This is a genomic window from Enterococcus sp. DIV1639a (assembly GCF_050530445.1).
Lineage (GTDB): Bacteria > Bacillota > Bacilli > Lactobacillales > Enterococcaceae > Enterococcus_B > Enterococcus_B hirae.
Genome location: NZ_CP172886.1, coordinates 396,167 through 418,761 on the forward strand (window position 1 = coordinate 396,167; position 22,595 = coordinate 418,761).

Here is a 22,595-nt window from a genome sequence, read left to right on the forward strand (position 1 = left end):
ATGAAACTATTGACAGCTAAAAATGGGATCAATGGAGAATTAGTGATTCCTGCTGATAAATCGATTTCCCATCGCAGCATCATGTTTGGTGCGATCAGCAAAGGAACTACGATCGTCAACAATTTTTTAAAAGCTGAAGATTGTTTAAGTACGATTGCAGTTTTTAAGCAATTAGGGGTACGTATTACCGAAAAAAATGAACAAATCATGATTGAAGGAAAAGGATTTGAAGGATTAACAGCACCATTTTCCAGGCTAGATGCAGGAAATTCTGGCACAACGATGCGCTTAGTATTAGGAATTTTAGCAGGCTGTCCATTTACTTCTGAGATTGCAGGGGATGCTTCTTTGAATCGCCGTCCGATGGAACGTGTGATGAAGCCATTGCGTGAGATGGGTGCTGATTTACAAGGAACGGCCGAAGCTGAATTTCCTCCACTAAAAGTAACTGGAAATACATTGCACGGGATCGAGTATCACATGCCCATTGCTAGTGCGCAAGTGAAGTCTGCTATCCTTTTTGCAGCTTTACAAGCCGAAGGAACCACTAAAATCATCGAGAAAGAACAGTCAAGGAACCATACCGAAGAGATGATCAAACAATTCGGTGGGAAGATCCAAGTGGAAGGAAAAGAAATTATAGTCACTGGACCACAGCAGTTGATCGGCCAAGAAGTCACTGTCCCAGGGGATATTTCTTCGGCTGCGTTTTATCTCGTCGCAGCAAGTATTTTAGCAAACAGTGAAGTCCTCTTAAAACAAGTAGGAATCAATCCGACACGGACAGGTATTCTCGATGTGTTGATGCAAATGGGTGCTAATATTGAAGAAAGACAGCTGGATGAGCAAAATCAAGCAGCAGATTTGATTGTCCGTTCTGCGCAACTCCATGCTTGTGAGATCCAAGGAGAAATCATCCCACGCTTGATTGATGAGTTACCAATCATTGCATTAGCTGCTACTCAAGCAACAGGCACAACCATCATTCGTGATGCTCAGGAATTAAAAGTCAAAGAAACAAATCGGATTGATGCAACTGCGGAAGAATTAACGAAAATGGGTGCGAACATTGAACCGACAGAAGATGGTTTGATTATTCACGGACCAACACCTTTACATGGAGCGACAGTGGATAGCCATGGGGACCATCGAATTGGGATGATGTTACAAATCGCCGCTTTACTAACCGCAGAACCTGTCGAATTACTCAATCCTGAAGCAGTCAATATTTCATATCCTGAATTTTTTACGGATCTAGCCAAATTGGTTCAGGAGGACCCATCATGACGTCACTTGTATTGATCGGTTTTATGGGCGCTGGTAAGACGACGATCAGTAAAAAATTAGCGACTCGATTGGATCAACCAGTCATCGATATGGATGACTATTTAGTTCAACAATTAGGCTGTTCCATTGAGCAATACTTTGCTACCTTCGGAGAAGCCGCGTTTCGCGACCACGAAACCGCTCTTTTAAAAACAATTTTACAAAAAAAGGCAGTGATCGCTACTGGTGGCGGGGTTGTCTTACAGAAAGAAAATCAGGAACTATTAAAACAGCAACAAGTCATTTATTTAAAAGGAGAAGCCGATATCTTGATCGAACGGATACGACAAGATCAAACAAATATTCGACCGTTAGCGTTAAAGAATAGTGATACAAAACTACGTGAGATCATGTGGGAACGGGAAAAAATATACAAAAGTTTAGCAAAAATCACGATAGATACGTCTAAGAAATCGCCAGACGAAATTATCACAGAAATCATAAAGTGGGTAGAAAATAATGATGAAAATTGGGTATCTAGGTCCTAAAGGTTCCTTTACTTATAGTGCAGCCACACGTTATTTCAAACAAGGTACTTTTCTTTCTTATGATTCCTTGATTGATTTGATCGATGCACAATTAGAAAAAGAGATTACTTATGCAATGGTGCCAATCGAAAATACGATTGAAGGTTCTGTTTTGCCAACACTTGATCATGTGTATGAGACATTACCTTCTATTCAAGGAGAAATCGTTCTGCCGATCCGACAACAATTGATGGTCCATCCGACCCAACAAGCCAACTGGCGAAATATCACAAAGATTTGTAGTCATCCGCAAGCATTAGCCCAATCACAACTTTTTCTACGGGCAAATTTTCCAAAGGTCGAGATTGAACAAGTAGGTTCCACTGCCCAAGGAGCCCAGCAAGTAGCAACCCATCCAGAAGAATGTCTAGGTGCGATCGGCTCCAAAGAAGCTGCAAACGAATTTGGGTTGACCATCGTGCAATCAGATATCCAGTTCATTGCAACTAATGAGACCCGTTTTTGGGTTCTAAGTGCCGCGCCTGTTGATGCAAAATTACAAAAAAACAGTCATAAAGCGACATTCTTTGTGGATTTGCCAGAAAATAAACCAGGGGCGCTTTATCAAGTTCTTTCGGTCTTTGCTAATAATCAAGTGAATTTAACCAAAATCGAATCACGCCCACAAAAAACGCGGTTAGGCGAATACTTTTTTGTTATCGATGTTGCTATCGATGACAAGATCGACAAGGTGAATGAGCTGATTGAAGTGCTAAAAGAGCAAGGCTATCCTACGCATTTGGTTGGTTGTTATCCGGTTTATCACATCGATGAATGACTAAAAGAAACAAGATGGACGGAGACAAAAACCGATCTTTAGTCCAAACAGATGATTTGCACACTTGAATAAATTCCTTTAGGCTTGAATTAAGCGATAAGAAAGGAAGAGAACAAATGGCAAAAAAAGTTGCAGCAATCGTTACAGATTTAGTTGAAGATGTGGAACTAACGTCACCGAAAGAAGCACTAGAAAAAGCTGGACATACAGTGACTTTGATTGGGTTTGAAGGAAATCAAACAATCAAAGGAAAAAAAGGCGCAGAATTCACAGTCGAACAAAGTATTGCAGATGTTTCTCCTGAAGACTTCGATGCGCTATTGATACCAGGGGGATTTTCACCGGATCAATTACGAGCAGATCAACGATTCGTTGATTTTGTTTCTTACTTTTTAAAAAATGATCAACCGTTATTTGCAATTTGTCACGGTCCACAATTATTTATTCAAACAGGTTTAACTGAAGGACGGACAATGACAGCTTATGATACGGTACGTCCAGATATCGAATATGCCGGTGCCGTCGTGAAGGATGAGCCAGTGGTAATTGATCGAGGCTTGATTACTAGCCGAAATCCTGATGATATTCCAGCATTTAACGAAGCAATCGTTGAAGCACTAGCAAACTAATTTGAAAAGTTTAGTCCTAAACATTAAAAAAGCAGTCGTATCGGTCGAAAATGGCATCAGCTATTTTCTGAAGGATGCGATTGCTTTTTGTCGTTTTTCGAAAAACTCTTTCTTATTTCTTGATGCTACACACTTTTATCTCAACCTCAGACGATGTGCTATTAGTCCATGTTGATAAAGATTCCCATATTTTTCTACAAGCACCAAATAACCGTTTTTCGAATACTTAGCGATCTAAGTACTTGAAAAACGGTTAGTTAGTGAAACGAATGGTTCTTGACATGATTAGTTAGAGAGTAAATATAAATGGCTACTTCCTGGTTGTAAGCGAGAATCATTTGTATGTAAATGTTCACCATCAAAAATTTGATAAGAATCATTTTTAGTCTTACAAAGTTCTTTTATTTTTCGGACTGTATTTGTGCCTTCAATTAAGACACCAAAGTCTTGTTCACAGGAGTAGTTATACACTACAGCAGAAGGATGTTTGGTGATGCCCATTTCTCGAGCAATTTTTTGATCAGAGAAAAAAACTTCTTTAACAAACTCGGATTGACGATCTTCTTTGAACATCTCGATATCGCCGCCGACTTCTGCAAAAAGTGATTCAGCAAGTTCTGGTGAATACGGTACTTTATTACAACCTACAGCTTCTTGCATTTTGATCAAAAATTGACGTCCTTTTTTCTTACCTTGGAACTGTGCCGCTTTACAGTCTAACGCAGCAGAATAGGTAGTTGAAAATAAGTGGTTACGCGTAACGAGGTCGTTTTGAGAAATTCCGTTACGTTGCATGACATCCCCAATTGTCTGCAAATTAACTAAAGGCAGAAAACGAAATTGCATCTTTTCTTTGGATGTTTTTCCGTACTCTTCTTCAATAAATTGTAATAACTGTTGTTCTAGTGTAAAACAATGTTTCCCCAAAGGATTAACAAATAAATAGATTTCGATCATATGAATCTCCCCCAAAATAGATTCTATACAACTCGTGAATTCTTTTATTCACAACGTATAACTTAACAGAAAAATGATAAAAAATGAACTCAAGTGCCTTGTGAAAATGATAGAACTTTAATTTTTCGCTGCTAGCATCCGTTGAATTTTATTTTTAGCTGGTCGATAAGGGAAAGAATGTCTTTCCAAAAACGCTAAAAAGGCAGATTTACCAAGAGTAGCATCAGATACTTCTAACTCCAGTTCAAAATCATGTAATTGTTCTCCAAAACTTTCATCAATCGCTAAAAGACCTTCCTCAATGTGAAATTCCGCACGTTTGGTAGTAATGTCTCCAATTTTGCCCAATTCATCCGAAGGAACAGCCAATTCTAACAATTTTTGAAAAACAGCACCCTGACGTGGTAATTGACGTTGCTCAATGAAAGAGAGTGCTTCCTCTTTTCTTAAAGTATCAGTGGTTTCAAGTTTTCCTTCTTTTGCAGGTGTTTTTAGTGTATATTCTGCCCGATCTTCAAGTAATCGGATGCGTAACCCACAATTTTTTTGTGCTAATTGTCCATCTGGTGTATCAAAATAGATATTCGTTTGAACCGTAAAATCTTCTGGTTTTAGTTGATAATACTGGGTCAATTGATTATATTCTTGTTGCGTCAGCATGGACTTGTATTCAATTTCTAACATTTCAGACATAATGATCGCCCCTTTCATTCATTCTGCCTAATTTTTCCTTTTTGGTCAATACAAAAAGCCGAGAGGTACAAAAAAACTTCATTTATATGTTAAAATAGAAAAGAATGTTAACGAAGTAGAGGGATCAGCGATGGAACGAGATTGGGAAGAGTTTTTAGCACCGTATGAACAAACAGTATCAGAATTAAAAGTAAAGTTACGCGGGATCCGTAAGCAATTCAGAGAACAAAACCGACATGTTCCGATTGAGTTTGTTACTGGACGAGTCAAACCAGTCGATAGCATTGTGACAAAATCACAGCTGCGTCATATTCCGATGAGCCGTTTAGAAGAAGAAATGTCTGATATTGCTGGATTACGAATCATGTGTCAGTTTGTAGAAGATATCCACCAAGTAGTAGATATCATTCGTAAAAGAAAAGATATGAAAGTGATTCAAGAAAGAGATTATATTACAAATAAAAAAGCCAGTGGGTATCGTTCGTATCATTTAGTGATTGAGTATCCTGTTCAGTTGATCAGTGGCGAAAAGAAAATTTTAGCTGAAATTCAAATCCGGACGTTAGCTATGAACTTTTGGGCGACAATCGAACACTCATTGAACTATAAATATCAAGGCGTGTTTCCTGAAGAAATGAGTGAAAGACTCCAACGTGCGGCAGAAGCGGCTTATCAATTGGACGAAGAAATGTCCAATATTCGGGAAGAAATCCAAGAAGCTCAACGTCTATTTTCCCATGGAAGAGGAAAACGAGATGACGTTTACTATCGTACCGTATTAAATCGAGAGAAAAAAGAGGAGGTCACGGATGAAAGTAGCGATCGTTCATAACCAAGAAGCGAAAACAATTGAAGTTACCGAACGATTGAAAGCTCTTTTGACACAATCGGCTATTCAAATCGACGGACAACGCCCCGATTTAGTGATTTCCGTAGGTGGTGATGGGACGTTATTGTCCGCTTTTCACAAGTATAGCCATCTATTAAATGAAGTTCGTTTTTTAGGGGTCCATACAGGGCACTTAGGTTTTTATACGGATTGGCGTGACTATGAATTGGAAGAATTAGTCAATAGCTTACAGACCAATCAAGAACAAAGTGTAAGTTATCCTTTGCTCGATATAAAGATCAGTTATTTAGATGATAAGCCGGCAAAACATTTCTTGGCTTTGAATGAATCGACGATTAAACGATCAAATCGGACGATGGTTGCCGATGTATATATCAAAAATGAATTGTTTGAAAGTTTCAGAGGGGACGGATTGGCTGTGTCTACGCCAACAGGTTCAACCGCTTATAATAAAAGTATCGGCGGAGCAGTTATTCATCCGAGTATCAATGCCTTTCAGTTAACTGAAATTGCTTCATTAAATAATCGAGTCTTTCGTACACTCGGTTCGCCTATGGTCATCGCACAAGACGAATGGCTGGAAATCAAATTAGAAAATACAGAGGATTATCTTGTTACAGTCGACCAATTGGATATTAAGGAATCGAATATTCGTTCCATCTATTATCGCATTGCAAAAGAGCGAATTCATTTTGCTTCTTATCGCCATATGCATTTTTGGCATCGTGTAAAAGATTCCTTTATTGGTGAGGGATAACATGGAATTTGTGTGGACGTATGAAAAAAATCATCCGCAGCAGATAAAATATTTTTTAAAAGAAAAAGGAATTTCTAAAGGTTTGTTAGCGAAAATCAAATTTCAAGGTGGCGAGATCAAAGTAAATGGTCAAACTGAAAATGTCTTGTTTTCTCTATCGTACAATGATAAGGTAACGATTGTCATTCCAGCAGAAGGCGAACACGAAACGGTACTTTTAGATGAAACACCGATCGAGATCGTTTACGAAGATGAACATCTATTAGTTGTGAATAAACCAGCTGGCGTTTCTTCGATTCCAGCACAATATCATCCAAACTATACGATGGCTAATCGAGTAAAAGCTTATTACAAACGACAAGGTTACGAAAATCAAGTCATTCATGTGGTGACAAGACTAGATCGGGATACTTCTGGGTTGATGTTGTTTGCCAAACATGGCTTTGCTCATGCAAAGTTAGATGTACAGCTTCGAGAAAAACGATTTGTGAAGAAATACCAAGCACTTGTGAGTGGCGAAATAACTAAATTAGCACCTCACGGCTGGATTGACCTTCCAATTGCGAGAGACCAATCTTCTTTACTGAAACGGATGGTTTCGACAGCTGGGCGAAGCGCACAAACCGAATATTGGTTAACGAAAAACACCGCAGAGGTTGCTTTGGTAGATATCCAACTGCATACGGGGAGAACCCATCAAATCAGAGTTCATTTTTCAGAAATTGGCTGTGCGCTATTAGGAGATGAAATGTATGGTGGGCGTATGGATCTTGGAATAGCAAGACAAGCTTTACATTGTTACGACCTGCGTTTTGATCATCCTTTTACACAGGAACGATTGGAATTTAAACAGCCTTTGGCTAAAGATATGGCGACTGTTCTCCAGCATTTTGAAAGTTAGGGTGAGGTGAGATAGAGTTGGATGAAAATCAAGAACTAGAGGAACGATTTGCCCAGTTACTACAGGATTTAAGAGAAAATAACCTACAGGAATTTAGAAATAGTTTCCTGGAAATGCATATTTACGAGCAGGGGCAATTCTATCAATCTCTGAACGAAGAGGATCGTCAACTGATCTATTCCTACTTATCTCCTAAAGAATTGGCAGATATGTTTGATGTGATTGAAGAAGACAATGAATATATGAAAGAGTATTTAGCTGAAATGCGTCCGAGTTATGCTGCAGAAATGCTTTCAGAGATGTATACCGATAATGCGGTAGATTTGCTAAATACCTTAGATAAAAAACAAGTCGCTAAATATTTAAGTTTAATGACTACTGACGATGCTAGTGAAATCAAAGAGTTATTACACTATGAAGATGAAACAGCTGGCGCGATCATGACGACAGAATTTGTTTCGATCGTGGCGAATCAAACGGTTCGTTCTGCGATGTATGTCTTAAAAAACGAAGCAGATGTAGCTGAGACCATTTACTATATCTATGTCGTCAATCAAGAAGAACAATTGGTTGGAGTTATTTCATTGCGGGATTTGATCGTTAATGATGATGATGCAATGATCTCTGACTTGATGAGCGAACGTGTGTTATCCGTCCATGTGGGAGATGACCAAGAAGATGTCGCGCAAACCTTTCGTGATTATGACTTTCTAGCATTACCCGTAACAGATTACGATGACCATCTACTGGGGATCGTAACAGTTGATGATATTATTGACGTTATTGATGATGAGGCTGCCAGTGATTATTCTGGTTTGGCAGGGGTCAATGTTGAGGAAATCAATGAAAATCCCGTGAAGTCAGCTGCTAGACGTCTTCCTTGGTTGATCACCTTATTATTTTTAGGGATGTCTACGGCTTCGTTGATCAGCCATTACGAAGAACTGGTGAGTGAAGCAAGTATTTTAGCCGTCTTCATTTCGTTGATCACCGGAACTGCGGGGAATGCTGGCACCCAATCATTGGCGGTTGCAGTTCGCCGTTTGGCTGTTTCTGACGACAAAGATGCTGGTTTTGTCCGTTTGATTCTAGCTGAAGTACTCACAGGACTTGTGACAGGGGCAATCACTGGCTTGACGATCTTTTTGATTGTAGGAATTTGGAAGCATAACTTTATTTTAGGCTTTGTGATTGGGATTGCCATGTTATTTGCGATTACTGTAGCCAACTTGGCAGGAAGCTTGATTCCGATGTTGATGGATCGCTTAGGGTTTGATCCTGCCGTGGCTAGTGGTCCTTTTATTACCACCTTGAGTGATTTGACTAGTGTCTTGATCTATTTCAACATCGCTTCATTGTTTATGGGGTATTTTATGTAGCCATTCCTTTTGAGATGGTGCAATAAGTCTGTGATAAAAATAAAAAACGTAAGGAGCAAAGTAATCAACTTGCTTCTTACGTTTTTATTATTACTAGAAAAAATTTAGTCGAATGAAACGATCTTTGTTCCATGAACTTCATTCACGCCTAGTTCTTTGGCAACATGTTCTGCATTTTTGTAATCGATCTTGCCACCAGGTAAGATGATCAGACGTCCGTCAGCATAAGCAATCAATTTTTTTAAATGGTCAAAATTGGCTTCAATTGGTGCGTTCGCATCTCCACCATGAGTTAAAATCCGGTCTACACCGTGTTCAACCAGCCAATCAATTGCTTCAAATTGCCGTTCTTGCGGGATACAATCAAAAGCCATGTGGAACGTGATTTGTAGTCCTTCTGAGGTTTCGATCAATAATTCCATTGCCTCTTCATCAATCCAATTTGAAGGAGTCAAACAGCCTATAACTACGCCATCTGTACCTAATTTCTTCGCTTCGATTAAATCAGTATGCATGATCTTTAATTCAATATCATTATAGACAAAATCGCCACCTCGTGGTCGGATAATTGTCATTACAGGTACTTCTTTTTCATTGGCATAGCTTAAAACTTCTTCGATTACTCCGGTGCTAGGTGTGGTTCCGCCAGCAGCTAAGTTATCGCATAATTCGATCCGGTTCGCTCCCTTAGCAATTGCTAGAGGAATGGAAGTATAATTTTCTGCACAAAATTCTTTGATCATTTGCCTGCTCCTTTATCATTCGCCTTCTTCTTCTAAAATTGTACCATATTTTTTGTAGTTGCTAAAGTTTTCTTCTAACGGTAAGATGAAAAGGGAATAAAGCAATATTCAACGATTAAAACAAGAAATGAGCAAAAAAAATGTTAAAAAAAATTGATCAAGGTCGCCAATTTTTAAAGGGAAATCAACAGTTGTTCCGATGCCCACTTTGCCATGCTGGAGTAGCAGTCACTGAGAACGGTTTGGTTTGTCATCAGAACCATCGCTTCGACTTATCCAAAAAAGGCACGCTTTACTTTTTATCTCATGGGGTAAAAACGGAATATGATCAGAGTATGTTTGATCCCAGACGTAGTATGATCCAAGCCGGGATGTATCAGCCAGTGATCGACTTGTTAGCACAACAAGTATCGCAGGGATCAGAGGTCTTAGATGTTGGCTGTGGCGAAGGAAGCTTTTTAAATGAATTAGCACGACTGCAACCATTGAAAAAGGCCGTAGGTTTTGATCTTTCTAAAGAAGGTGTTTATGCGGCTACTGCTCAGCCGGTCGAGGCGTTTTGGTGTGTAGCAGATTTAACCAATCTTCCTTTTGAAGACCAAACATTTACTACAATTCTAAATATTTTTTCGCCTTCTCACTATAAAGAATTTCAACGTGTGCTAACCGATGATGGGGAAGTCTTGAAAATCGTTCCGCAACAAGATTATTTAAAAGAATTACGCCAAGCGTTTTATCCAGACCAGCCTGAGAAACAACGGTATTCAAATGAACGAGTGGTGGCTAAGTTTGCGGAGTCCTTAGAATTGACTGAACGTCAACGTGTTACCTACGAATTTGATATCCCAGAAAAAAATCGGCAAGATTTGTTAGCGATGTCTCCGCTCGAATGGCAAGTCAGTCAAGACGTCAAAGAGCGTGTGTACCAAAATCCTTTGAAAAAGATTACAATTGACGTAGAATTATTAAAAGGAAATAAGAGAAAACGATTGCAATGAAATTATTCATTTCTAAAGGTTGCAAAAAGAGTTTGTTGATGATATAGTAACGACAAGTTGTTTTTTCATTGGTTTTTATCAGGTTCCTGTTCTGATAAAAGTTAGTGAGAAGAGCTTCACTAACGTAACGACTCGCAGTGACTGACACCGAGTTGATACGTTTTTTTTTATGCCAAAATCACTACTAGTTAGTTAACATATAGATGAGAGGATGGATCTTAATGAACCATATCGTTTTATTTGAACCATTGATTCCAGCAAATACTGGAAACATTGCCCGAACTTGTGCAGCAACCAACACGCCCTTGCACTTGATTGAACCGTTAGGATTTTCAACAGATGATAAACATCTAAAACGTGCAGGATTGGATTATTGGAACGATGTCAATATTACCTATCATCAAAATTTAGATGCTTTTATGGCTTATTTAGGGGAACGTAAACTTCATTTGGTATCGAAGTTTGCCCATAAAGTATATAGTGACGAAAATTTTGCTGATGGAGAAGACCATTTCTTTTTATTCGGCAAGGAAACAACAGGATTACCTGAAGAATTTATGCGTGAAAATGAAGAAAAATGTTTAAGAATCCCAATGAATGACGAACATGTCCGTTCATTGAATCTCTCAAATACGGCTGCAATGATCGTCTATGAAGCATTGCGCCAACAAGGATTTCCTAATTTAGAGTTAACGCACCATTATGAAAATGATAAACTAGACTAGAGGTCATTTTCCAAGTGCTCTGATTCAAGCATTAAGGAGAAACAAAGAAAAACAGCTTTTCATGTTTTACTTGGTTTAGACTTAATGCACAGAATCAACTTGGAAAATACCGTTTATCAAGAGGTCATTTATCAAGTATTCTGATTCAATACGAATAATCACAAGGACTTTTTATTGAAGGAGTTCTTTGTTTTTAAGGAACAAATTTTATAAAATAGTAGCATCATCTTTGTCTAAATGAGCCTATAAGGAGTCCGATATAAATGGAATTATATTTTACCCGACATGGAAAAACACAATGGAATCTCGAACGCCGTTTTCAAGGAAGCCAAGGCGACTCACCACTTTTACCTGAAAGCTATGAGGAAATCAAAGCATTTGGTAAAAAAGTGAAGTATGTACCATTTAAAGCAATCTATTCAAGTACCGCTAAGCGTGCCCGTGACACAGCCGAAGGGATCAACCAAGAATTAGCGCATCCAGTCGAAATTATTTATACTGATAAATTAAGAGAATTGGGTTTAGGAGAATTAGAAGGTCAATCAATTGATGAAATGTACGAACGATATCCGGAAAACCTTCCCAATCTACGTAACCACTTAGATCGTTATGATCCGACACCTTTTAAAGGAGAAGCGATCGAATGTGCCATTACTCGTATTGAAACAGCTGTGGCTGATGCCGTTGCTTTACATGATGGACCGATCTTGTTTGTTGGACATGGGGCATCATTAACTGCGGCGATCCAATGGTTGACAGGAAAAAAACTGAGTCAACTAAGAGAAATGGGTGGCTTATATAATAGTAGTTTGACGATTTTAGAAACAGGAGAACCCAACAATTTGTTGCCTTATGAATTAAAAGTTTGGAACGAAATTGACTTTTTAGGAAAAGAGACAAAACCAGAACCATTACTCTAATTGGAAAGGAGGCGGCAAGATGCAGCCAGAAGAAATGCCTTATTTTGTTGGTACAGTTGCCGCAATCTTTTTTCAAAATCCAAGTAATTTTTATAAAGTACTGTTGGTTCGGCTCACTGAAACAACAGCTGACTATCGTGAAAAAGAAATTGTGGTCACTGGAAGCTTTGGTGAGATCCAAGAAAATGAGCTTTATCGTTTTTACGGCGAATTAGTCGATCATCCTAAATATGGGCGACAGTTAAAGGTTGAACGCTATGAGCAGGAGAAACCAACAACAGTCAACGGGATCGTGGGTTATCTATCCAGTGAAAAATTTCCTGGGATTGGCAAGAAAACAGCTGAGAAGATCGTGGAGCAACTAGGTGAAGAAGCGATTGAAAAAATCATCGAAGAACCGTCCGTATTAGAACAAATCGCAGGCTTGAATCAAGCCAAAAGAGACATGATCGTTGAGACGATTCGTTTGAACCATGGGATGGATCAAGTGATCATGGGCTTGAATCGTTATGGCTTTGGTAGTCAGTTAGCTTTTAGTATCTATCAAGCATATAAAAATGAAGCTTTAGATATCATCCAGGAAAACCCCTATCAGTTAGTCGAAGATGTGGAAGGAATCGGCTTTAAAAGAGCAGATAATCTTGCAGAACAATTAGGGATCGCGGCTGATTCACCAAGACGGATTCGAGCTGCAGTTTTACATCAGATTTTTCAACATGCTGTTCAAACTGGCGATACATATGTACCAGCTGAAACGCTTCTTCATCAAACAATCAAAATTCTGGAAACCAGTCGACCAATTGAGATCCAACCTGATCAAGTAGCGACGGTCATTATTCAACTTGTGGAAGAAGGTAAGATCCAACAAGAAGAAACCAATCTCTATGAAAATAGTCTGTATTTCTCAGAATGGGGGATCGGTAACTCGATTCAACGGTTACTTAGTCGGAAAAAAGAAATCAACTATGACGAAAAAGAAGTGCAGAAAAACATTCGGCGAATTGAAAAAATATTTGGTATCCAATATGGAGAATCGCAAGAAAAAGCAATTTCGGAAGCAATCCGATCACCTTTATTTATTTTAACTGGGGGTCCCGGCACAGGGAAAACAACAGTTATCAATGGGATCGTCAACTTGTTTGCAGAATTAAATGGCTTAGAATTAGATCCAAACAAATATACCCAAGAAATTTTTCCGATTCTACTGGCTGCACCAACTGGTCGAGCAGCCAAACGAATGAATGAGACGACAGGATTACCTGCCAGCACGATCCATCGACTACTAGGTTTGAATGGTCGAGAAAAATCTCCTTCAGTAAGTACGAAAGAATTAGAAGGTGGGTTGTTGATCATCGATGAAATGTCGATGGTCGATACATGGCTAGCTAATACGCTATTTAAAGCCATCCCTACCAACATGCAAGTGATTTTAGTAGGAGATAAAGATCAATTACCTTCTGTCGGACCGGGACAAGTCTTGCATGATTTATTAGGAATTGACCAAATCCCGAAAGTGGAATTGAATCAAATTTATCGGCAGGGAGACGGATCGAGTATTATCCCCCTTGCTCATGAAATCAAAGAAGGTCATTTACCAAGTGATTTTTTGCAAAACCAAAAAGATCGTTCTTTCTTTCGAAGCGATGCCTATAGTATCGAACCTTTAATCGCAAAGATTGTTGAAAAAGCCAAAAATAAAGGCTTCACTGCACAAGATATCCAAGTCTTGGCGCCAATGTACCGTGGACCAGCTGGAATCGATGCGTTAAACAAAATGATGCAGTCGATTTTTAACCCTGGAGGTGCAGGGCGGAAAGAAGTCCACTGGAATGAGACTGTTTATCGAATCGGTGATAAAGTATTACAATTAGTGAACACACCTGAACTCAATGTGTTTAATGGTGATATGGGTGAGATCACGGGAATCGTGTTAGCGAAAGATTCAGAAGATAAAGTGGATGAATTAGTGATTCAATTTGATGCGAATGAAGTGACTTACAAACGCAATGAATGGAATAAAATTACTCTTTCTTATTGTTGCTCGATCCATAAATCTCAAGGAAGCGAATTTAAGATGGTCATTTTGCCGATGGTTCATCAGTACCAACGGATGTTGCAACGGAATCTTCTCTACACGGCTGTCACAAGAAGTAAAGAACTATTGATTCTACTAGGGGAAGAACAAGCTTACGTTACTTGCGTTGCGAATGAATCGGCTAGTCGAATGACGACATTGAAGAAACGGATCGAAGAAAATGACAGTATGAGTCTTGTTACACGAACGAAACTTGTCGCTTATGAAGATTCCCTTGTAGGTAATGATCCTTTTGAAGAAGGAAATTATACCAAGGCGGGAGAAACTGCTCATCCCGTAAAAGCAGAGACAAGTCAACAAGCCACTCAAGAAAATGCCGTAGATTCAACGGAGGGAAATGTTGGCGATGATCTCTTTACTTTATCAGTAGAACAAGACACAACCGAAACGTCTGTCGAATCAAAAGTGATGGAAGAAGCACCAACAGAGCAACTACCAAAAACATATATTTTAACAACCGAAGCGATTGAAAAACAGTGGATTGATCCAATGATTGGGATGGAGCAAGAGGCTGTGAAAGAAGTGTTTAGCTCCGAATAAGAGAGGATTTTTTAAAATAGCTCCTCATATTTTAGAAAATCATCGCTTATTGTTGAGGAGTTGCTTCTTGAACGCCGTGAATCAGAGGTCGTGAAAACATCGGGTAGCTCTGATGACAATAAGAAAGAATTTTTTGAAACAGCTTCTCATGTTTTGAAAAATTCAGGCTTATTTCAAGGAGCTGATGTTTGAACACCGTTTATCCGTTTTTAGAGATAGGTAGAAGAGCCTGAGGCAAGTTTTGGCTCAGGCTCACTTGAATCGCTCCTAATGAGAATGTTACTTATTTTTTAAGAGCCAAGAGATAGATAAAGACCGCAAAAGTTAGCCAAACAAGTCTGACTTTTGCGGTCTCTTCAATATCTCCAGCTCTTTTTATGGGGTTATCTTACCCATGGAAGAAAATGTATATAAAATAGGCAAAATCAATGTGACACGTTACACCAAAACAGTTGCTTTTTGGTAGCTAATTGCAAATCAAAAGGTTGTTTTTGGCTATCTTCACCATCTTCTTGACCATACTGAGGAACAGTTGATAGTATGCGCAATCTGCTAGTAGTAAAATGATGGAAATTTTTTGATTTCATTTGCTTTTTCTGTAGTAATAAGAAGATAATTCCTAAGATTTTGAATAAATTCACTCGTTCAACAACAACTAGATCGATCGTTGGTTTGGCAATTTCTGCTGTCGGCGCAATCGCTACACCGCCGCCAAAATAAGGATGGTTCGTTGCAGTACATAAAAAGGCTTTGTCAAAACTGATTTGTTTTCCGCCAATGTCCACTAAGATTGGAAACCCTTTTTGCCAAAAAAAGACACGTAGGATAGAAAATAGGTAAGCAAAAGAACCTAAATTATATTTATTTAATTTTGTTTTTGAAGTAGAGTGGTTTGTAGCATGGACGATTGCCGCATCTAAGCCAATACCAAAATTGTTTACTACTACACCTTGTTTGTCACTCACTTTTTCCTCGTAAGTTAAGAGGTTGATTTCTTGAGGTTTGTTCGTCTTTAGGATATTTTCTAATGCTTTCTCGGCATTTCTAGGTAACCCAATCCCTCGAGCGAAATCATTGCCAGAGCCTGCGGGAATATAGGCTACTGGAAATGCCACATCTAGTTGATAAAAGGTATTTAACACTTGATGCAGTGTGCCATCACCACCGATGATCACGAGTAGGGGAAATTCAGACTCGCTTTCTTGTGGTTCGTCTGTCCATTCAACTAATGTTTCTTTCGCTAACTCTTCGGCAATTTTAGCATCATGCCCTGGATACTCACTGTATTGGATCGAATAGTGAAGCTTTTTTTCGGCAAATAGCGGAATCATTTTTTCTGCTACTTTTTTACCAGCACCACTTCCAGCAGCTGGATTGATCAATAAGTAATAATGGAAATTCATTTTTACCTCCTGTATCTGATTCAGAAGATGAGTAAATCTCACTCATTCCACTCATTCATTAAAATAGAAAAAATGATCAAACTATTTTTTGCTTAGTCATTTAGTGAACAAGCAACTGAAACTTCTATCGTTAATTTTACATGGTTTGTGTCTTAGCGAAACTAAGAAAACAAACATTATTTTTTATCCTTGGCTATTATAGCAGAGAAGAGGAATTTTGAAAAAGCACCGTGCATAAATAAGAGGTAAAGTTCACCCTGATTTGAATAAATAGCATGGAAGCAAAAGACTTATATTTAGAGAACGTTTTTTGTAGGAGCAGTTTCAAATCGCGGGGATATCTGCTATAATGAATCCTTGCTTATGACAGCTGCGGTTCATCAACCATCCCGCATTAAAAAAACTAGGAGAAATGAGGAATATTTTATGCAAAAAACGGTGGAACGCCAACGATTGATGGTCGTTGTAGTAAATGGAATTATTATGGCTTTGTATTTGGCACTTACGATTTTAGTGGCACCAGTCTCTTCTGGACCTATTCAATTTCGTATTTCTGAAAGCTTGAATCACTTAGTAGTCTTCAACCGGAAATTACTTTGGGGCGTGTTAGGTGGCGTCATTGTCTATAACGCATTTTTTGGTTTTGGTATATTAGATGTGGTCTATGGTGGGGGACAAACCTTGATTTCATTGGGGTTGACTGCTTTGCTACAAAATAAAGTAAAGAATGTCAAAATAAGATTAGCATTAAATACGCTTTTCTTTACAATTAGTATGGGATTGATTGCGTACATGTTGGTACCAACTGGTGGACAAGCATTTTGGACAACTTACGGTACGCTAGCTTTGAGTGAGTTCATCATTATGGCTATTTCTGCACCATTGATGTATTACTTGGATCGTTCCCTAGACTTTGAAAAAAGAGTATAGCGATCAATAGGTAGATATAGGAAAACCTGTTAATCAGTTAAAATATATTTATAAAAAGGGATAACAGTAGTTAAAAGAAATTCATCTTTAGCTACTGTTTTTATTTACGCAAAATTAGAGGTTGTGAAAGAAGCGTTTAGCTCCGAGCGAATAAGAGAGGAGTTGCTTCTTGAACACCGTGAATCAGAGGTCGTGAAAACATCGGGTAGCTCTGATGACAATAAGAAAGAATTTTTTGAAACAGCTTCTCATGTTTTGAAAAATTCAGGCTTATTTCAAGGAGCTGATGTTTGAACACCGTTTATTCGTTTTTAGAGATACTAGAAGAGACTGAGACAAGTTTTGTCCCAGTCTCTAATCTTAGTATGTTTTTTTCTATCGTAAAGTCGTAAAGTTGACTGATCCTTTACACATTTATTCAGGGTTTTGTAAATTTTCGATTTCGATCACTTTGTAATTTTTCTTTTCAAGATGGTTCACGATCGTGTCGCAAACTTTTTGATCTGTATGTGCAGGTAACGTGATCAGTGTACGACGGATGTATTCTTCTTTTTCAATATCTAACGTGATGCAACTTGCGATACTACTATGTTTTGCGATGATTTTAGCGATCGTAGCTAAATCTCCTTGTTTTCCAGTAGAAGCAATCGTTAAAACATAGCTGCCTTGTTCTACGCTCCAAGATTGTGAAAGCATGTTTAGCAATGTACTGTGGGTCAAAATACCGTAGAAATGATTGTCATTGTCAAGAACAGCGATATAAGGCAACTCTTTGATCGTAAAAAATATTTTAAAGAATGAAGTATCTAAATAAATGAATTTTGTTGCATTTTTCAAGAGGTGGGTGACGGGTAAAGTCATATCTCCACCATTCGCTTTGTGACGATAAATGTGCATTTTGTAAATATTTCCACGGAAAATATTTCCTGAAGCATCTAAAATTGGCACACAACGATAACCAGAGGATTCTAGAATCGCTAAGGCTTCTTCCAAGGTACTAGTTTCTGTGACAGTTGTTAAATCTTTTTTCTTATATACGAGTGTTTTTAGTAGCATAAAGTTACCTCCATGTATCTCATTTTTACTTAATTTCAAATTAATCATATCATAATTAATTATAAAACAATAGGTTATTCAATCTCGAATTGACAGAAAATCTTTTCCATGATACTGTAAATGAGTATAATTTTGATTTTCAGTGAGGAGGTAGGAGCGGATGGCAAAGAAGAAAGCAGCATTAGCTTGTTCCGTTTGTGGTTCTAGAAACTATACCAAATCGGTTAGTGAAGGAAAAAGTGGCGAACGTTTGGAAATCAATAAATTTTGTAAATATTGTAATCAATACACATTACATAAAGAAACAAAATAGAGGACAGGAGGGCCCGCAATGAAATTCATTAAAAGTGTAAAAGATGAAATGAAACAAGTGACTTGGCCTAGTGGCAAACAATTACGCAAAGACACACTAGTTGTCATTGAAACATCAATTATCTTTGGTGTGATGTTTTTCGTAATGGACACAGCGATCCAAAGCTTATTTGCTTACTTACTAAAATAAGTCGCTAGTAAAAGCAAGGATATCGTGCTATAATCAACGTGAAGAAAAACTTCGGGAAACTGGGGTTTTTTTATTTTACAACGAAATGAGGAGCCTTTAATGGAATCTTTTGAAAAAAATTGGTATGTACTACATACATACTCTGGTTATGAAAACAAAGTAAAAGCAAATATCGAATCACGTGCGCAAAGTATGAAAATGGCTGACTTTATTTTTCGTGTAGTTGTTCCTGAAGAAACTGAGAAAGAAGTAAAGAACGGAAAAGAAAAAGAAATCGTTCATAAAACATTTCCTGGTTATGTCTTAGTAGAAATGATTATGACAGATGCTTCTTGGTATGTTGTACGTAATACACCTGGTGTAACAGGATTTGTAGGGTCACATGGTGCAGGTAGTAAGCCAGCTCCATTATTGCCAGAAGAAGTAAGTCACATCTTACGTTCAATCGGTATGAGTCTTCGTCAAACAGATCTAGAGATCGAAGTTGGCGAAGTAATCAAGATCATCGAAGGTGCTTTTGCAGGCTTAGAAGGTCAAGTAACTGAAGTAGATGAAGAAAAAGAAAAACTAAAAGTTAATATTGATATGTTTGGTCGTGAAACAAGTACTGAACTTGATTTTGAACAAGTAGATAAAATCGACTAAGTATTCAACTATCTGAGGATGAATTTTTAAATAGAAATCCATGCGACGATCAGATAGCATCACGACTAAAAGATTGAAACCGAGATTTGCAAAAATTGTTTAACCTATTTTTGCAATATTTCGGTTTATTTTTTCAAGTCGTTCACGAATAACCACTAATATAGGTTGGGAATTTGAGCCGATTTGTCAGTGGAAAATTGAGAATGCTAGTCAGAGAATCGATCAAATTAGAAAGGAGAAACAATGAAAAATTGGAGAAAGTCTGGAATCGTCGGCTTTTTATTGATGGTCAGTGTTCTTTTTATAAGTGGCTGTCAGACAAAAGAAACAAGTCAGTCGTCTGAAGCTGCTAAAACAGTTGAAACAACGCAAGCAACGAAAGAAAAGGAAACGCAATCGACTACCCCTACTTTGTTTTTCCATGGATATAGTGGGACAGTTAATTCATTCAAAGGAATGATCCAGCGTTTGGAATTATCAGAGAGTGGGAAAAAAGAATTAACATTGACGGTTGATGTCAATGGCAATGTACAGGCAGAAGGAGAACTTTCAAAAGAAGCAGATAATCCAATGATCCAAGTTCTATTTGCAGATAATAAAAATAATGAATGGAACCAAACAGAATGGATCAAAGACTGCTTAAGTTATTTGCAACAGACGTACGGAATCAATCAAGTGAATATGGTAGGACATTCGATGGGAGGCGTCAGTGGTCTTCGGTATTTAGCTACTTATGGACAAGATCAAACGTTGCCTAAAGTGGATAAATTCGTGGCAATTGCCGCACCATTCAATGACTTTGAAGAGAATAATGGGCAAAGTATCAGCGATGAATTAGCTAATGGCCCAGCGATAGCTTCTAGTCGTTATCAAGACTATCAACGACTTATTGGCAATGTGCCAACCACTACACAAATCCTGCTGATTGCAGGACAAGTGAGTGAGACGGATTTAAGTGATGGGACGGTGCCATTAAGCAGCGCTTTAGCAGTGTATGCGTTATTGAAGCAACATGGAAATCAAGTGGAAGAAAAAGTGATCACAGGGGAGAACGTAACGCATAGTATGCTTCATGAGAATAAAGAAGTTGATGCCCTCACGCGCCAGTTTCTTTGGAACATGAAGTAGAGGGCATTAAAAAGTGTTTCATTCTGGGGTGAGATTAAGAAAAAGAAGGACGAAAATCGAAGATTAACGATTCAGAGCATCAATCAGTGTGAGATACGACGTAAAGGTGCAGCTAAGATGAAAATAGAGACTGGGACAAAAATTGTCTCAGTCTCTTCTACATATCTCTAAAAACGAATAAACACTTTTGTCTCAACCTCTAAAATATAGTTGTATTCATGGGGAGTAAAGGATCATAAACCCAAGTAATGGTTATCGATTCAATATATCTTCAGTCAAACGCTTTGCTGTCGGTGTCACCGCCAAGCCACCTTCAGCTGTTTCTTTAAAGATGGCTGGCATTTGACGACCTACTTGATACATCGCTGCGACGACTTCATCTGGTGGGATGACACTTTCGATTCCTGCTAATGCCATATCTGCCGAAATGAACGCCTGAGAAGAGCCAAGGGCGTTTCTTTTAACACAAGGGACTTCAACGAGGCCTGCGACAGGATCACAAATCAGACCCATCATGTTTTTCAGCGTAATTGCGATAGCTTGGGCTGCTTGATGGGGCGTACCATTTTTTGCACAGACAAGAGCGGCAGCGGCCATTGCACTTGCTGAACCTACTTCTGCTTGGCATCCGCCTTCTGCACCACTGATGGAGGCGTTATTGGCAATGACTAATCCAAAGGCGCCAGCGGTAAAAAGAAACTCAATCTGTTGTTCGTGGGTCAACGACAATCGGTCACGGACAGCCATGAGGACGCCGGGTACAACACCAGCGCTTCCCGCTGTAGGTGTGGCACAAATCAATCCCATTTTTGCATTTACTTCGTTGACAGCAATAGCATTGCGGACTGCTGACAAAATGGTTTCACCACTTAAAAAGTCGGCTTCTTTTAAGTAACGAGCTAGTTTTTGGGCATCACCGCCAGTGATTCCAGTCACAGACGTTACACCTTCGTTTCCTTCAGCGATGGATTGTTCCATGACACTGAGGTTTTTTTCCATGATTGCAATGATTTGTTCTCGTGGACGACCACTCATATCCATTTCAACAGCAATCATTAATTCTGCGACACTAGGATAATTTTCTGCTTGGCGAACCAACTCTTCAATAGAGAAAAACATCTTTCTTCCTCCTTTAATCAAAATAATTAACGCTGTCGATCTTCGGTAATTGCGTTAGTTTACTTATAGTGTCATCTACTTGTGGATCATCTACTTCGATAATCATAATGGCATTTTCACCCTTTGATTCTCGTGTAACAGTCATTGTACCGATATTTGTATTTGTTTCTGAAAGGATATTCGTTACTTTAGCAATCATCCCAGGTACATCTTGATGAACGATGATAAAGGTCGGTGTTCCCATGCTTAATGAGATTTTGAAGCCGTTTAATTCCGAGATTTGGATATTTCCGCCACCAATCGAGATACCAGTGACTGAAAGTTTCCGTTTTCCTTTTTTCAACAATAGTTTAACGGAGTTAGGATGCTCTGCTTTTTCACCCTTAGGCACAAAGAGAACTTCCATTCCTGCTTCATAAGCTAACTGCAGTGAATCTGCCAGACGCTCATCATCTGGTTCCATGCCTAACAAACCACCAACTAAGGCGATGTCTGTTCCGTGTCCCCGATAGGTTTTTGCAAATGATTCATAAAGATAGATATCCACAGAATCTGGTTGTTCCCCAAAAATACTACGGACGATTTTGCCGATTCGAGCAGCTCCAGCAGTATGAGAGCTGCTTGGACCGATCATGACTGGACCAATAATGTCAAAAACACTACGATATCTTAATTCTTTCATTTTTCCACCTCTTTAAAATAGATAAACACCCCAGCAAAAGTAAGTGAACTGTGTATAGCTCGCTTACTCGTTTCCTCATCATTTTTGAAACATAAACAACATTAGTTAAATTAAATAAATATTTCACAAGCGTGCATTAATCTAAGGAACGCATCAATGATAGCTATGAAAATATATCGAACAATATTTTTATATTTTTAAATAGAAGAAAGCAGAAATTTCTAAATTACTAATGAGTGAGCGGCAGTGATACCTTATGTATTTTCGCTTGTTTTCTTTTCAGCGTAAGTGTATCACAAAAGAAGGAAGATG

General features: G+C 38.5%; 24 protein-coding genes. 17 read left to right on the top strand and 7 right to left on the bottom strand.

Annotated features, from left to right (window positions below; translation table 11 throughout):
- The 4 genes from aroA to IGJ32_RS01810 all read left to right on the top strand — a co-directional run bounded on the left by aroA (nt 1) and on the right by IGJ32_RS01810 (nt 3,260).
- Nucleotides 1-1,287 (top strand): 3-phosphoshikimate 1-carboxyvinyltransferase, encoded by a 1,287-nt coding sequence (gene aroA / locus IGJ32_RS01795; RefSeq protein WP_088745418.1) that lies wholly within the window; start codon nt 1-3, stop codon nt 1,285-1,287.
- Entirely contained in the window at nt 1,284-1,814 is a 531-nt protein-coding gene (locus IGJ32_RS01800; protein WP_342081656.1) for a shikimate kinase, read from the top strand. Before aroA ends, IGJ32_RS01800 begins: the two co-directional genes overlap by 4 nt.
- A complete protein-coding gene (pheA, locus tag IGJ32_RS01805; RefSeq protein WP_342081655.1) occupies nt 1,786-2,631 on the top strand; it encodes a prephenate dehydratase in 846 nt (281 codons plus the stop codon). The genes IGJ32_RS01800 and pheA overlap by 29 nt, the downstream gene beginning before the upstream one ends.
- Before the next feature lie 116 nt (nt 2,632-2,747).
- Complete coding sequence (locus IGJ32_RS01810; RefSeq protein ID WP_010738518.1) at nt 2,748-3,260, top strand: type 1 glutamine amidotransferase domain-containing protein; 513 nt, start codon at nt 2,748-2,750, stop codon at nt 3,258-3,260.
- 285 nt (nt 3,261-3,545) lie between these two features.
- Here IGJ32_RS01810 and IGJ32_RS01815 read toward each other — a convergent pair whose 3' ends face one another.
- On the bottom strand, nt 3,546-4,217 hold the full coding sequence (locus IGJ32_RS01815; protein WP_034699468.1) for a ClpXP adapter SpxH family protein: 672 nt from the start codon (nt 4,215-4,217) through the stop codon (nt 3,546-3,548).
- 117 nt (nt 4,218-4,334) lie between these two features.
- A complete protein-coding gene (locus tag IGJ32_RS01820) occupies nt 4,335-4,910 on the bottom strand; it encodes a CYTH domain-containing protein (RefSeq protein ID WP_342081654.1) in 576 nt (191 codons plus the stop codon).
- Nucleotides 4,911-5,040: 130 nt separating this feature from the next.
- Between IGJ32_RS01820 and IGJ32_RS01825 the strand changes: the two genes are divergently transcribed.
- From IGJ32_RS01825 to mgtE, 4 genes are read left to right on the top strand one after another with little or no spacing between them, the layout of a single operon-like run.
- Nucleotides 5,041-5,742: a GTP pyrophosphokinase gene (locus IGJ32_RS01825; RefSeq protein ID WP_010720170.1), complete on the top strand. Its 702-nt coding sequence runs from the start codon at nt 5,041-5,043 to the stop codon at nt 5,740-5,742.
- Nucleotides 5,720-6,517 (top strand): NAD kinase, encoded by a 798-nt coding sequence (locus IGJ32_RS01830; RefSeq protein WP_010720169.1) that lies wholly within the window; start codon nt 5,720-5,722, stop codon nt 6,515-6,517. The genes IGJ32_RS01825 and IGJ32_RS01830 overlap by 23 nt, the downstream gene beginning before the upstream one ends.
- A 1-nt stretch (nt 6,518) precedes the next feature.
- Nucleotides 6,519-7,418 carry an RluA family pseudouridine synthase gene (locus IGJ32_RS01835; RefSeq protein WP_010720168.1) on the top strand — a complete coding sequence of 300 codons (900 nt, stop codon included), beginning with the start codon at nt 6,519-6,521 and terminating at the stop codon, nt 7,416-7,418.
- A gap of 17 nt (nt 7,419-7,435) precedes the next feature.
- On the top strand, nt 7,436-8,797 hold the full coding sequence (mgtE, locus tag IGJ32_RS01840) for a magnesium transporter (RefSeq protein WP_010720167.1): 1,362 nt from the start codon (nt 7,436-7,438) through the stop codon (nt 8,795-8,797).
- 104 nt (nt 8,798-8,901) lie between these two features.
- Here the strand turns inward: mgtE and IGJ32_RS01845 are convergent, their stop codons facing one another.
- Nucleotides 8,902-9,540 carry a copper homeostasis protein CutC gene (locus IGJ32_RS01845; RefSeq protein WP_010720166.1) on the bottom strand — a complete coding sequence of 213 codons (639 nt, stop codon included), beginning with the start codon at nt 9,538-9,540 and terminating at the stop codon, nt 8,902-8,904.
- Nucleotides 9,541-9,680: 140 nt separating this feature from the next.
- Between IGJ32_RS01845 and IGJ32_RS01850 the strand changes: the two genes are divergently transcribed.
- The 4 genes from IGJ32_RS01850 to recD2 all read left to right on the top strand — a co-directional run bounded on the left by IGJ32_RS01850 (nt 9,681) and on the right by recD2 (nt 14,818).
- Entirely contained in the window at nt 9,681-10,538 is an 858-nt protein-coding gene (locus IGJ32_RS01850) for a methyltransferase domain-containing protein (protein WP_342081653.1), read from the top strand.
- Nucleotides 10,539-10,759: 221 nt separating this feature from the next.
- Nucleotides 10,760-11,263, top strand: a complete 504-nt coding sequence (gene trmL, locus IGJ32_RS01855; RefSeq protein WP_010720164.1) for a tRNA (uridine(34)/cytosine(34)/5-carboxymethylaminomethyluridine(34)-2'-O)-methyltransferase TrmL — start codon at nt 10,760-10,762, stop codon at nt 11,261-11,263.
- A gap of 263 nt (nt 11,264-11,526) precedes the next feature.
- A complete protein-coding gene (locus IGJ32_RS01860; RefSeq protein WP_034699484.1) occupies nt 11,527-12,183 on the top strand; it encodes a histidine phosphatase family protein in 657 nt (218 codons plus the stop codon).
- A gap of 19 nt (nt 12,184-12,202) precedes the next feature.
- Complete coding sequence (recD2, locus tag IGJ32_RS01865) at nt 12,203-14,818, top strand: SF1B family DNA helicase RecD2 (RefSeq protein WP_207496051.1); 2,616 nt, start codon at nt 12,203-12,205, stop codon at nt 14,816-14,818.
- 425 nt (nt 14,819-15,243) lie between these two features.
- Here recD2 and IGJ32_RS01870 read toward each other — a convergent pair whose 3' ends face one another.
- Nucleotides 15,244-16,221: a diacylglycerol/lipid kinase family protein gene (locus IGJ32_RS01870; protein ID WP_063626527.1), complete on the bottom strand. Its 978-nt coding sequence runs from the start codon at nt 16,219-16,221 to the stop codon at nt 15,244-15,246.
- Nucleotides 16,222-16,647: 426 nt separating this feature from the next.
- Here IGJ32_RS01870 and IGJ32_RS01875 point away from each other — a divergent pair, with 426 nt between their 5' ends.
- The gene (locus IGJ32_RS01875; protein WP_010720160.1) at nt 16,648-17,151 is read left to right on the top strand and encodes a QueT transporter family protein; all 504 of its coding nucleotides are present in this window, start codon (nt 16,648-16,650) and stop codon (nt 17,149-17,151) included.
- A gap of 414 nt (nt 17,152-17,565) precedes the next feature.
- On the opposite strand, the gene cbpA is transcribed toward IGJ32_RS01875, so the two are convergent.
- Nucleotides 17,566-18,207: a cyclic di-AMP binding protein CbpA gene (cbpA, locus tag IGJ32_RS01880; protein WP_010738510.1), complete on the bottom strand. Its 642-nt coding sequence runs from the start codon at nt 18,205-18,207 to the stop codon at nt 17,566-17,568.
- Between the two features lie 160 nt (nt 18,208-18,367).
- Here cbpA and rpmG point away from each other — a divergent pair, with 160 nt between their 5' ends.
- From rpmG to IGJ32_RS01900, 4 genes are all read left to right on the top strand, one after another.
- Complete coding sequence (gene rpmG, locus IGJ32_RS01885; RefSeq protein ID WP_002294578.1) at nt 18,368-18,520, top strand: 50S ribosomal protein L33; 153 nt, start codon at nt 18,368-18,370, stop codon at nt 18,518-18,520.
- An 18-nt stretch (nt 18,521-18,538) separates the two neighbouring features.
- A complete protein-coding gene (secE, locus tag IGJ32_RS01890; protein WP_010720158.1) occupies nt 18,539-18,709 on the top strand; it encodes a preprotein translocase subunit SecE in 171 nt (56 codons plus the stop codon).
- 99 nt (nt 18,710-18,808) lie between these two features.
- Complete coding sequence (gene nusG, locus IGJ32_RS01895) at nt 18,809-19,354, top strand: transcription termination/antitermination protein NusG (RefSeq protein WP_010720157.1); 546 nt, start codon at nt 18,809-18,811, stop codon at nt 19,352-19,354.
- Between the two features lie 243 nt (nt 19,355-19,597).
- Entirely contained in the window at nt 19,598-20,482 is an 885-nt protein-coding gene (locus tag IGJ32_RS01900) for an alpha/beta fold hydrolase (RefSeq protein ID WP_342081651.1), read from the top strand.
- 252 nt (nt 20,483-20,734) lie between these two features.
- Here IGJ32_RS01900 and sdaAA read toward each other — a convergent pair whose 3' ends face one another.
- Nucleotides 20,735-21,601, bottom strand: coding sequence for an L-serine ammonia-lyase, iron-sulfur-dependent, subunit alpha (gene sdaAA, locus IGJ32_RS01905; protein WP_010738508.1), 867 nt, complete (start codon nt 21,599-21,601; stop codon nt 20,735-20,737).
- Nucleotides 21,602-21,614: 13 nt separating this feature from the next.
- Nucleotides 21,615-22,283 carry an L-serine ammonia-lyase, iron-sulfur-dependent subunit beta gene (sdaAB, locus tag IGJ32_RS01910; RefSeq protein WP_010720152.1) on the bottom strand — a complete coding sequence of 223 codons (669 nt, stop codon included), beginning with the start codon at nt 22,281-22,283 and terminating at the stop codon, nt 21,615-21,617.
- Nucleotides 22,284-22,595: the final 312 nt, after the last annotated feature.

What these genes read in the sequence shown, in the direction of transcription:
- IGJ32_RS01900 (WP_342081651.1), top strand. Translation starts at nt 19,598, where the DNA reads ATGAAAAATTGGAGAAAGTCTGGAATCGTCGGCTTTTTATTGATGGTC.
- sdaAB (WP_010720152.1), bottom strand. Translation starts at nt 22,283, where the DNA reads ATGAAAGAATTAAGATATCGTAGTGTTTTTGACATTATTGGTCCAGTC.
- aroA (WP_088745418.1), top strand. Translation starts at nt 1, where the DNA reads ATGAAACTATTGACAGCTAAAAATGGGATCAATGGAGAATTAGTGATT.
- cbpA (WP_010738510.1), bottom strand. Translation starts at nt 18,207, where the DNA reads ATGCTACTAAAAACACTCGTATATAAGAAAAAAGATTTAACAACTGTC.
- IGJ32_RS01820 (WP_342081654.1), bottom strand. Translation starts at nt 4,910, where the DNA reads ATGTCTGAAATGTTAGAAATTGAATACAAGTCCATGCTGACGCAACAA.
- trmL (WP_010720164.1), top strand. Translation starts at nt 10,760, where the DNA reads ATGAACCATATCGTTTTATTTGAACCATTGATTCCAGCAAATACTGGA.
- nusG (WP_010720157.1), top strand. Translation starts at nt 18,809, where the DNA reads ATGGAATCTTTTGAAAAAAATTGGTATGTACTACATACATACTCTGGT.
- secE (WP_010720158.1), top strand. Translation starts at nt 18,539, where the DNA reads ATGAAATTCATTAAAAGTGTAAAAGATGAAATGAAACAAGTGACTTGG.
- IGJ32_RS01850 (WP_342081653.1), top strand. Translation starts at nt 9,681, where the DNA reads ATGTTAAAAAAAATTGATCAAGGTCGCCAATTTTTAAAGGGAAATCAA.
- rpmG (WP_002294578.1), top strand. Translation starts at nt 18,368, where the DNA reads ATGGCAAAGAAGAAAGCAGCATTAGCTTGTTCCGTTTGTGGTTCTAGA.
- IGJ32_RS01875 (WP_010720160.1), top strand. Translation starts at nt 16,648, where the DNA reads ATGCAAAAAACGGTGGAACGCCAACGATTGATGGTCGTTGTAGTAAAT.
- sdaAA (WP_010738508.1), bottom strand. Translation starts at nt 21,601, where the DNA reads ATGTTTTTCTCTATTGAAGAGTTGGTTCGCCAAGCAGAAAATTATCCT.
- IGJ32_RS01810 (WP_010738518.1), top strand. Translation starts at nt 2,748, where the DNA reads ATGGCAAAAAAAGTTGCAGCAATCGTTACAGATTTAGTTGAAGATGTG.
- IGJ32_RS01825 (WP_010720170.1), top strand. Translation starts at nt 5,041, where the DNA reads ATGGAACGAGATTGGGAAGAGTTTTTAGCACCGTATGAACAAACAGTA.
- IGJ32_RS01835 (WP_010720168.1), top strand. Translation starts at nt 6,519, where the DNA reads ATGGAATTTGTGTGGACGTATGAAAAAAATCATCCGCAGCAGATAAAA.
- recD2 (WP_207496051.1), top strand. Translation starts at nt 12,203, where the DNA reads ATGCAGCCAGAAGAAATGCCTTATTTTGTTGGTACAGTTGCCGCAATC.
- pheA (WP_342081655.1), top strand. Translation starts at nt 1,786, where the DNA reads ATGATGAAAATTGGGTATCTAGGTCCTAAAGGTTCCTTTACTTATAGT.
- IGJ32_RS01845 (WP_010720166.1), bottom strand. Translation starts at nt 9,540, where the DNA reads ATGATCAAAGAATTTTGTGCAGAAAATTATACTTCCATTCCTCTAGCA.
- IGJ32_RS01830 (WP_010720169.1), top strand. Translation starts at nt 5,720, where the DNA reads ATGAAAGTAGCGATCGTTCATAACCAAGAAGCGAAAACAATTGAAGTT.
- IGJ32_RS01860 (WP_034699484.1), top strand. Translation starts at nt 11,527, where the DNA reads ATGGAATTATATTTTACCCGACATGGAAAAACACAATGGAATCTCGAA.
- IGJ32_RS01815 (WP_034699468.1), bottom strand. Translation starts at nt 4,217, where the DNA reads ATGATCGAAATCTATTTATTTGTTAATCCTTTGGGGAAACATTGTTTT.
- IGJ32_RS01870 (WP_063626527.1), bottom strand. Translation starts at nt 16,221, where the DNA reads ATGAATTTCCATTATTACTTATTGATCAATCCAGCTGCTGGAAGTGGT.
- IGJ32_RS01800 (WP_342081656.1), top strand. Translation starts at nt 1,284, where the DNA reads ATGACGTCACTTGTATTGATCGGTTTTATGGGCGCTGGTAAGACGACG.